8 protein-coding genes are annotated in these 9,154 nt (G+C 63.4%); 5 read left to right on the forward strand and 3 right to left on the reverse strand.

What is annotated here, in order from left to right; genetic code table 11:
• Window positions 1-1,009 precede the first annotated feature (1,009 nt).
• Window positions 1,010-1,909: a tyrosine-type recombinase/integrase gene (locus C2L71_RS11650; protein WP_170042507.1), complete on the reverse strand. Its 900-nt coding sequence runs from the start codon at window positions 1,907-1,909 to the stop codon at window positions 1,010-1,012.
• Between the two features lie 146 nt (window positions 1,910-2,055).
• Here C2L71_RS11650 and C2L71_RS11655 point away from each other — a divergent pair, with 146 nt between their 5' ends.
• Genes C2L71_RS11655 through C2L71_RS11665 form a run of 3 tightly spaced genes read left to right on the forward strand, consistent with a single transcriptional unit; the run spans window position 2,056 to window position 3,582 of the window.
• Window positions 2,056-2,382, forward strand: a complete 327-nt coding sequence (locus C2L71_RS11655; RefSeq protein ID WP_103265932.1) for a hypothetical protein — start codon at window positions 2,056-2,058, stop codon at window positions 2,380-2,382.
• Window positions 2,379-2,702 carry a phage holin gene (locus C2L71_RS11660; protein ID WP_103265933.1) on the forward strand — a complete coding sequence of 108 codons (324 nt, stop codon included), beginning with the start codon at window positions 2,379-2,381 and terminating at the stop codon, window positions 2,700-2,702. The genes C2L71_RS11655 and C2L71_RS11660 overlap by 4 nt, the downstream gene beginning before the upstream one ends.
• Entirely contained in the window at window positions 2,686-3,582 is an 897-nt protein-coding gene (locus C2L71_RS11665; protein WP_103265934.1) for a peptidoglycan-binding protein, read from the forward strand. The genes C2L71_RS11660 and C2L71_RS11665 overlap by 17 nt, the downstream gene beginning before the upstream one ends.
• Before the next feature lie 427 nt (window positions 3,583-4,009).
• Here the strand turns inward: C2L71_RS11665 and C2L71_RS11670 are convergent, their stop codons facing one another.
• Window positions 4,010-6,112 (reverse strand): ABC transporter permease, encoded by a 2,103-nt coding sequence (locus tag C2L71_RS11670; protein WP_103265935.1) that lies wholly within the window; start codon window positions 6,110-6,112, stop codon window positions 4,010-4,012.
• The gene (locus C2L71_RS11675; RefSeq protein ID WP_103265936.1) at window positions 6,102-6,947 is read right to left on the reverse strand and encodes an ABC transporter ATP-binding protein; all 846 of its coding nucleotides are present in this window, start codon (window positions 6,945-6,947) and stop codon (window positions 6,102-6,104) included. The genes C2L71_RS11670 and C2L71_RS11675 overlap by 11 nt, the downstream gene beginning before the upstream one ends.
• Window positions 6,948-7,181: 234 nt before the next feature.
• On the opposite strand from C2L71_RS11675, the gene C2L71_RS11680 reads away from it, so the two are divergent.
• Both C2L71_RS11680 and C2L71_RS11685 read left to right on the forward strand, forming a co-directional pair.
• Window positions 7,182-7,928 carry a response regulator transcription factor gene (locus C2L71_RS11680; RefSeq protein WP_338065901.1) on the forward strand — a complete coding sequence of 249 codons (747 nt, stop codon included), beginning with the start codon at window positions 7,182-7,184 and terminating at the stop codon, window positions 7,926-7,928.
• Between the two features lie 4 nt (window positions 7,929-7,932).
• The coding region (locus C2L71_RS11685; protein ID WP_103265938.1) for a sensor histidine kinase at window positions 7,933-9,154 on the forward strand (1,222 nt) is incomplete at its 3' end.

Below are 9,154 nucleotides of genomic sequence, written 5' to 3' on the forward strand. Positions count from 1 at the left end.
CGAGTTATAGCAATCGGCGTGTACCCTTCAAGATGTGCGTCTGCCGTGAACGTCGAATAGCTACTGCCCATGACCACCTTGGTTTCGGACGTTAGCGACCTTCGACAAAGCAGCGGGGATACGGAATGCTATGCGCTCCAAAAGACGACCAAATTGAAGAATACATCCTGCGCGTTCGGGCTGTAGATTGCCAGCCTGTTGCTGCCGCCGTATGTGTTCCACCATGCGCGAACGCGATCAGTATCCGACCATGACGCGGATACGATCGGCACGGCCATGACGATGCCGCCTGCAGGCACGTCGGCGAAACCGTCTATGTCTGCGAAGGCTACGTAGGACGTTCCCGCAGCGACCGACCTCTTGATGTTTTTTATAGCCTTGAACCGGAGGCCTCGAATATCTGGGGATACGGAATGCCTACAAGGGCAACGCGATCCATGCAACAGTCGATGGCGCGCCGTTTTGGCCGTTGCTCACATTGCGTACACCGATTGAGCACCCTCTGGTAGTCACGTCCTTGGCCTCGACCGCCATACGCGATGACGACGACGTAACCAACACGATTGGAGGGACAGAATACACACGACCGAAGGATACGTCCCAGTTCTTCGTCGCCTGCGGTTGCAGCGTCGCCGTTGCCACCGATATATATCCGCGGGAGACCGAAGCCACCTTGCTTATTTCTAGGGATACGGAATGCTATCTTATTCCTACACCGTAAACTTCTGCACCCTTTACTCCCTTATTCGTGCGATAAGAGATGGATATGTCAGAATTGTAGCTTATAACCATTTGGAAGTTGACGGCATCGCCTCCTGGCACCGTTGAATATAGACGTTTTTTTGACGTTGCCAGCACTTCGTATGGCACGATAATAAATGGCCTCTCATCGCCAATGCCAACCACGTATAACCACGCGTATCGCGATAGATCGGGTACGTTCGCCGTGACCAATGAATCGATATGCTGTGGCAAAGAGGCGATCAACTCGCAACGGGATACGGAATGCCTACGCAGCTCCCTGAACGCTCCTCGACCTCGGGGCATGGGCGAACATATAGCGCTCGACGGCGGCCTGAGCCTCCTGGCAGATCGACTTGCGCGGCACGATGTAGTGCTCGTAGGCTGTGGATATGTCGGTGTGCCCGAGCATCATGGCCACCGTCTCGATGCCGACACCCGCCTCCACGGCCAGCGTCGCCCACGTGTGGCGCATGTTGGTCATGGAAACGTGCGGCAGGCCGCGCCTCTTGCACCAAGACGCGATCGACCGGGCTACCTTGTCAGGCGAAGCCTCCCCCGTAATCAGCCCGCTGCCTTTGAGCTGCCTCAGCCTTCGAACCGCGAACCGGGGCAGGTAGCAGGCGCGGTTGGACTTGTCGGTCTTCGTGCGCACGGTCATCGTCTCGCCGCGCACCGTCTGGCGCGACTTGCTGACGCGCACCTCGCCGGTCTTGAGGTTCACGTCGCTCCACTCGAGTGCGCAGACCTCACCGCGGCGCAGCCCCAGCGTCACGGCGCAGATCGCCACGGCCTCCATCGGATGACCCCACATCCCGCGCAGCATCTCGGCCACCTCGCGCGCGTCGAGGGTCTCGGGGCGGTAGGGCTCCTTGGCAGGCAGCTCGGCGTAGACGGTGGGGTCTGCGATGCGCAGACGCTGCTTGCGAATCCACCACCGGACGATCTGACGTAGGCACTTGTAGGCCTTCTCAGCGGCACCCGGCCTCTCGAACCCGTCGATCCACGTCTGCACATCGTCTGGGTCTATCTCCTCGATCTCGAGCGAGCCCCAGCGGGGCAGTACGTGGAGGCGCACGGAGCTGTCGTATCCTGCCACTGTGGAAGGCGCCCTCCGTGTTTCCTTCTCCGGGAGGTAGTGCTCGGTGTAGATGGTTGCGATGTCCATGGACAGCCCCTTTCGATGGTGAAAAATCCCACGCATGTTTGCACTCGATACGAGTGTACATGCACGTGGGATTTTGCGATCTTGCGCATGCATCAAACAGGTGACAGCGGCTGCATCATGAGGTCTGATGGCAGGGAGGTGGTGAAGTGGGTTTGGACGCGACGTGGGCGTTGCGCGACCTATGCTATCTCGTCTTCGGAGTCGGCAGTTTCGCGGGCGTGCTTTATGCAATCCTGTCGAGCCGCCGCAAGGAATCAGGCGACGAGCGCGAACGCATCGTGCGCATCGACGCCAACGTGAGAGAGACGAGAAACGACGTGAGCGAAATCAAGTCCGACGTTCGAGCGGTTGACAGAAGCTTGCACGAAGTCACGTCGCGAGTGGCGGTTCTGGAGAGCAATTGCAAGAAAGCGCATGACAGGCTCGACAGGCATTCGGAAAGACTGGATGAACTTGAAAGAGGCAAATCATGAACAACGGTTGGAACACCGAGCGGGTCATTGCCGTGACGCGCATCGCATGCACGATGGCCGCTGCTTTGGCGGCTGGATTCGGACTTGCGTTGGATGCTGACGCGCTTTACACGGGCTGCGCGGCACTGCTAGCGACCGTCTGCTATGTCTGGAGCTGGTGGAGCAACAACAACATGACCAAAGCGGCCCAAGAGGCGCAGAGGTACCTGGACAGCATTAAGGCATCAGAGCACATGGGAGAGGAATACTGTACGGGGGTCGAAAACGAGGAGCCGTTCGACCAAACCCCGGAGGCAATTGACGATGACGACTGCGCGTGACTTGCTGAGCATCGCTGCTTCTCAGATCGGCGTTAAAGAGAACCCGGCCAATAGCAATAAAGTCAAATATGCCGAATGGTATGGGATGAACGGCCAGCCCTGGTGCGACATGTTTGTTTCATGGTGCGCCTACCAAGCTGGGGCGCAGAATGCTGTCGGCAAATTCGCCTATTGTCCTTATCATGCAGACTTCTTCAAAAAGGCCGATCGCTGGATTAACCGAGAAGACAAACCCCAACCAGGCGACATCGTATTTTTCGCCAACAAAAAAACCGCGTGTCACGTTGGCATCGTCGAGACACGGAACGGATCGTCGAGCGTAACCACTATCGAAGGCAACACGGCCGTCGACGACGATGCCAACGGCGGGCAGGTCATGCGTCGAACACGCCCTTACGGCACCATCGGCTCTTCCTGGTACATCATGGGTTTCGGTCGGCCTGCCTATGACGGCATCAGCACGTCTCAGACGGAAGAAAAACAAGCTGATATGACGCCGGACACGACGGTCGAAGTGCAGATGTATCTCAATAAAACGTATGGTGCAAGCCTCGCCGCTGACGGGATATTCGGTCCGAAGACCAGAGCATCAATCGTCACGCAAGTACAGCGTAGTATCGGAACGATCGCCGACGGAATGTTCGGTCCTAATTCCAAAGCTGCCTGGGGCTCGAAGGTGCTACACAACGGATCGCGAGGCAACCTAGCAAAGCTATCCCAAATGATGCTCGTATGCCGGAACTACGATGTGGGGCCTTGCGGCTGCGACGGCGAAATAGGCGTCGACACCACGTCTGGAATCAGATCGTTCCAATATTCCAACAAGCTTGCGATCGATGGAGAACTGGGCAGAGAGACGGCCGCCGAGCTTTTTGGCTAGCAGCCTCAAACGCTTCATCCTATCCTTTACCTGTTCGCTGCTGAGCAATGACCTCGATTGCTTCGACCGACGTTTTCCTCATGTCGTATCGACCATTCTTTGCTCCAAGTGCAGCCATCAATCAAGCGTAATGCTCAAAACCAGTATGCGTGGGACGCCGCCCACGCATACCCACATCCAAAAAGAGCCCGTCTTGTCCCACCAAAGCCCATACTCGAAAAAAACAGCCTTGGAAGGGCAGGCTGACTTAATCGCGCCACTCTTAATCCCATGATCCTGGGTTTTGATCCAGAGAATACCCTTTTCATCGTGACTCGCTACGAGCCCGAAACATCTTTTCATGGACCATCCGGACTCAACAACAAGCCCGAAATCGCCACCATGACGGGGCCCGCAGGTCGAACCTGCGGGCCCTTCCTCATGCCCCCTACCCGCGTGCGAGCTTGCGGGCGCCGAAGTACGTCACGGCGAAGTACACGCCGTACACCGCGAGGAACGCTCCGGCGCAGGCGAGCGCCATCGAGGTGATGTCGAGGTGCCCGAACACGGCCACGACGTCGGTGACCACCACGAGCGCGCACGCGGAATGCGCCACCGCCAGCAGCAGCGGGAACAGGAAGTACACGAGCACCTGGGCGAACAGCGCCCCGTCGATCATGCGCTCGGGAGCGCCCAGCTTGCGCAGCAGCCCGTAGCGCTGCGCGTTGTCGGACGCGTCGGACAGCTGCTGGATGGCCAGGATGGCCGCGCAGGCGATGACCAGCACAAAACCGAGGTAGATGGCCAGGTACGCCACGATGGTTGAGAGGCTGATGCTCTGGTCGAAGACATCGGCGCGCGTCATGGACAGCGTTACCGGCCAGGTGTCGGGGTTGTCGGTATCCGACACGGCGTCCATCATCTCGCCGAACGCGGCCTCGTCCTCGTCGCTTCCGCACTGCACGTTGAGGATGGATTGGAGGATCATCGAGCCGGCCGACACGGCCTCGTCGGGCACCACGAGCGTGCCCGTGTTCATGGGAAACGGCGTGGTCTGCAGGCAATCGTCCCGGAATTGGGCCACGCGCAGGTCGTGCCCTCCCACGGACAGCTCGGTGCCGCGTTCCACCACGTCGCGGTAGAACCCGCTCGTGATGTCGGAGTCGCTGAAAACGGCGCACTCCCCCGCGCCCAATTCGAGCCCCGGCCGTCCCGCCAGCTCGAGCGTCGCGTTCACCTGCGACAGCTTCGCCACGTACACGGGGTACGCGCCGTAGCCGCTGTTGATGGACGCGCCCGCGTAGTCGGCCAGCACAAGACCGCTCGCGCGCTCCACGTCGTCCAACACGAGGTCGTCGGCAGGGTCGACCAAGAGATCGACCTGCGCCATGGCGGACGCGACCGCATCGAAGTCGCCCGCGCCCACCGTCGTCACACTCGCGCGCAGCCCGGCCGCCATATCGTAGCCTTGCCGCTCGGCGAAGGCCCCGAAATCGCCCAGCTCGGCAGGCTGATAGCCCGCCTCGGCGTTGTACGAGCCGAACGAGGTGGACACGCTGGCACTGTAGTCGGTGCTCCGGTCCAGCGAGCCGTCGATGGCGTTGCGAATGCCGATGCCGCCGCACACGCTGGTGATGGCCAAAAACAGCACGAGGCACACCACCGACAGCGACGCGAAGGTGGTGTTCACCTTGGCGTTCAGCTGCCGCAACGTGAACATGTTGAGCCCCCGCAAGTACAGCGGACGGACGAGCTGCACGAGCTTCAGCAGAAAGCCCGACAGCGCGTAGAAGAACAGCACCGTGCCCAGGCACACGAGCAGCGTGGCCGCCGCGAATTCGGGCGAGGGCTCCATCAGCCCGTTGTCGATGAGCAGCTTGTACGACACGCCGATAGCCACGAGCGACGCCGCGAACAGGACGAGCGACAGCGGCAGGCTGGTCAGCCTCATCTCCTCGTTCTTGCTCTGCGCATGCAAAAGGTCGATGAGCTTCGCCCGCGCCACCGTGCGCGCGTTCAGCAGCGCGGCGACCAGGAAGATGGCCGCGAACACGATGGCGGTCTTCACAAGCGCGTCGGCCGAGAACACGAACGCGAACCCGCCGGCCTCGGCCACGTCGGCCTGGAACAGCGCGCTCGTGAGCTGCAGCAGCAGCTGCGACAGCCCGATGCCCACGACAAGGCCCACCGCAAGCGACGCGGCGCCCACGATGAGCGACTCGAGCGCCACGATCTTCACCACGTCGCCCGTGCTCATGCCCAAAGTGAGGTACACCCCGAACTCGCGCTTGCGCCGCTTGACAAGGAAGCTGTTCGCGTACACCACGAGAAACACGAGCACGAACGCGATGAACACCGACACGCCACCGATGACCATGCCCAGCAGCTCGAACATCTTATCCTGCGTCTCGGAGAACGCGAGCACGCCCTGCTGGGCCGTCATGGAGTTGAACGCGTAGAACACGGCCACCCCCAGCATGACCGTGAGGAAGTAGATGCCGAAGTCCGCGAGGGACTTGCGCACGTTGCCGAGCGCGAGCCTAGCAAGCATGGCGCGTCACCTCGTTCGAGGCGGCCTCGTCCTCGCCCGCGCCACCCATGCTGGACACCACGTCCACGATCTTTCGGTAGAACGCCGCGCGTTCGGAGCCGTTGCGGCGCAGCTCGCCGAACAGGCCACCGTCCTTGATGAAGATGATGCGGTTACAGTAGCTGGCCGAGAACGAGTCGTGCGTGACCATGAGGATGGTGGACCCGCGCTCGTTGAGGTACGCGAGCGATTCGAGCAGCTGGCGCGCCGACCGCGAGTCGAGAGCGCCCGTGGGCTCGTCGGCCAGCACGAGGTGCGGGTGGGTCACCGTGGCGCGCGCCGCGGCCACGCGCTGCTTCTGGCCGCCGGACATTTGATAGGGGTACTTCTGCAGCACGTCCACGATGCCGAGCGCACGCGCCGCCTCCTGCACGCGCGGATCGATCTCGCGCGCGGGAACGTTCTGAATGGTCAGCGCCAGCGCGATGTTCTCGTACGCCGTGAGCGTGTCGAGCAGGTTCGAATCCTGGAAGATGAACCCCAGATCCTCGCGGCGGAACTTCGCCAGCTCCTTGCCCGCAAGCTTCGTCACGTCGCGCCCGCCGACGTGGATGCTGCCGCTCGAGGGCACGTCGATGGTTGCCAGGCAGTTGAGCAGCGTCGATTTGCCCGACCCACTCGGACCCATGATGCCGGTGAACTCGCCGCGCGCCACCGCGAAACTCACGCGGTCGAGCGCCTGCGTCACGCTCGCGTCGCGCTTGCGGCCCTCGATGCCGTAACGCTTGCCGAGGGCGCGCACCTCCACCACGGTGTCGGGGCGGACGGCCTGCTCGCCGTGCTTTCCTGCTGACATGGTTTCTCTCCTCGCTCTTCCGGGCCCAACCGGGGCCGCGCGCCGCAGCGCCGGCGCCGGTCGGGCCGCTCTCGGTTATGCCTCCTCCCAAGCTTAAAGGGGCGGCCTTACGCCTTCCCGCCCTGCTCCTTGCATTTTCCTTACCCGACCTTGCGCCGACCTTACGATCGCGCAAGGTCGGCCGCATGCCGGGGCGTTTGTGCTTTAATGGTGAGCGAAGAGAAAGGGGCGGCCGTGGCGGTGGACGGGTACGGCATGGTGGAGCGGCACGTGCGCGACAAGCGCATTTTACTTGTGGACGACGAGGCGGAGCTGGCCGGCATGGTGGCGGCCATCCTGCACGGCGCGGGGTTCTCGGCCGTGGACCGGGTGGGGAGCGGCGCGGAGGCGCTCGCGGCCATCGACGCGCGCGCCGCCTCGCCCGAGGACGCTTACCAGCTGTTCGTACTGGACGTCATGATGTCCGGCATGGACGGGTTCGACCTGCTCGCGCGCATCCGCGAGCGCCCCGCCTGCGCCTCCGTCCCCGCGCTGTTCCTCACGGCCAAGGACGAGCCCTTCGACCGCGTGAACGGTCTCGCCCTGGGTGCGGACGACTACATCGCCAAGCCGTTTCTGCCCCAGGAACTCGTGCTGCGCATCGCCGCGGTGCTCAGGCGCTGCTACGCGCAGGAGAGCCCGCTGCTGGAGCTGGACGCATGCCGCGTGAACTTCGCCACGGCCGAGGTGGAGCGCGCCGACGGGAGCACGGTGCTGCTCACCGCCAAGGAGCACGAGATACTGAGCGTGCTGGCGCGCAACGCCGGGCGCATCGTGACCATCGACGCGCTGTGCGAGGCGTGCTGGGGCACGTCGTTCGGCTACGAGAACTCGCTCATGGCGCACATCCGCCGCCTGCGCGAGAAGATAGAGGCCAATCCGTCCAAGCCTGTGTCGCTTGTGACCATAAAGGGCCTGGGCTACAAGCTGGCGGGGCGCTGAACCCATGGGACGGCGCCGCGGCCGCGCTGGCCGCGCGGCGAAGACCAGCTTCCCGCGCTTCTTCACCAAGCAGTTGTTGGCGTTCTTGCTGCTGGCTTTCGCGGTGGTGGTCGTGGACTTCTTCCTGTACCTGCTCATCGCCTTCAACGAGTCGGAGAGGAACTTCAACGACGGCACGCCCGCCACCACCGTGCGCGTCGTGGACGCGGCGCTCGCGCGACAGGAGGACGGCTCCTGGTCGCTTGCGCCGGACGGCGCCGAGGCGCTGGGTGAGCAGGGGGCGTGGGCACTGCTCGTGGACGGTGCGGGCGCGATAGCGTGGGAGCGCGACGCGCCCAGCGACGTGCCGCGCACGCTCTCGCCGGCCGACGCGGCCATGGCTGCGCACTACGGCAGTGTGGCCGACTACCCCGCCTTCTTCTGGAACCGCGACGACGGCCTGCTGGTGGTGGGGTTCCCGAAGGGCACGTACTGGCACATGGGCATGACGTACCCCGTCTCCGCCATCCGCAACCTGCCGCTGTACGTGCTGCTGCTCTTCACCGTCGACCTGGCCATCTTCTTCACGGTGTACCTGGTGTCGCGCCGGCGCACGCAGCGTGCCGTGGCGCCGATCTTGGACGCGCTGGACGGCCTGTCGGAGGGCCGCCCGTCCACGCTGCGCCTCAGGGGCGACCTGCACGATGTGGGCGAGCGAATCACGGAAGCCTCCGCCCTCATCGAGCAGAAGGACGCGGCGCGGGCGAACTGGATCCGCGGCGTGTCGCACGACATCCGCACGCCGCTCTCCATGATCCTGGGGTACGCCGACGCCGTGGCGTCCGACGGGCGGGCGCCCGAGGAGGTGCGCGCACAGGCCGCCGTCATCCGCACGCAGGGCCTGCGCATAGCCGACCTCGTGACCGACCTGAACACAGCCTCGCGGCTCGACTACGACATGCAGCCGCTCGACCTGGGGCGCATCCACGTGGCGAAGCTGCTGCGCACCGTGGTGGCCGCGCACGTGAACGACGGGATGGACGAGGCACACCCGCTGGCGCTGGAGGTGGACGCGGACGCGGCCGAGGCCGTGGTGCTGGGCGACGAGCGCCTGCTGACGCGCGCCGTCGAGAACGCGCTGGCGAACGCCCGAGTGCACAACGAGAGCGGCTGCAACGTGTCCATCCGGCTGTCGGTGCGCGGGGACCGTGGCGGGGAGAGGGCGTCGGGGGGCGTTGGGAGCGCAT

Source organism: Enteroscipio rubneri (assembly GCF_002899715.1).
Classification (GTDB): Bacteria; Actinomycetota; Coriobacteriia; order Coriobacteriales; family Eggerthellaceae; genus Enteroscipio; species Enteroscipio rubneri.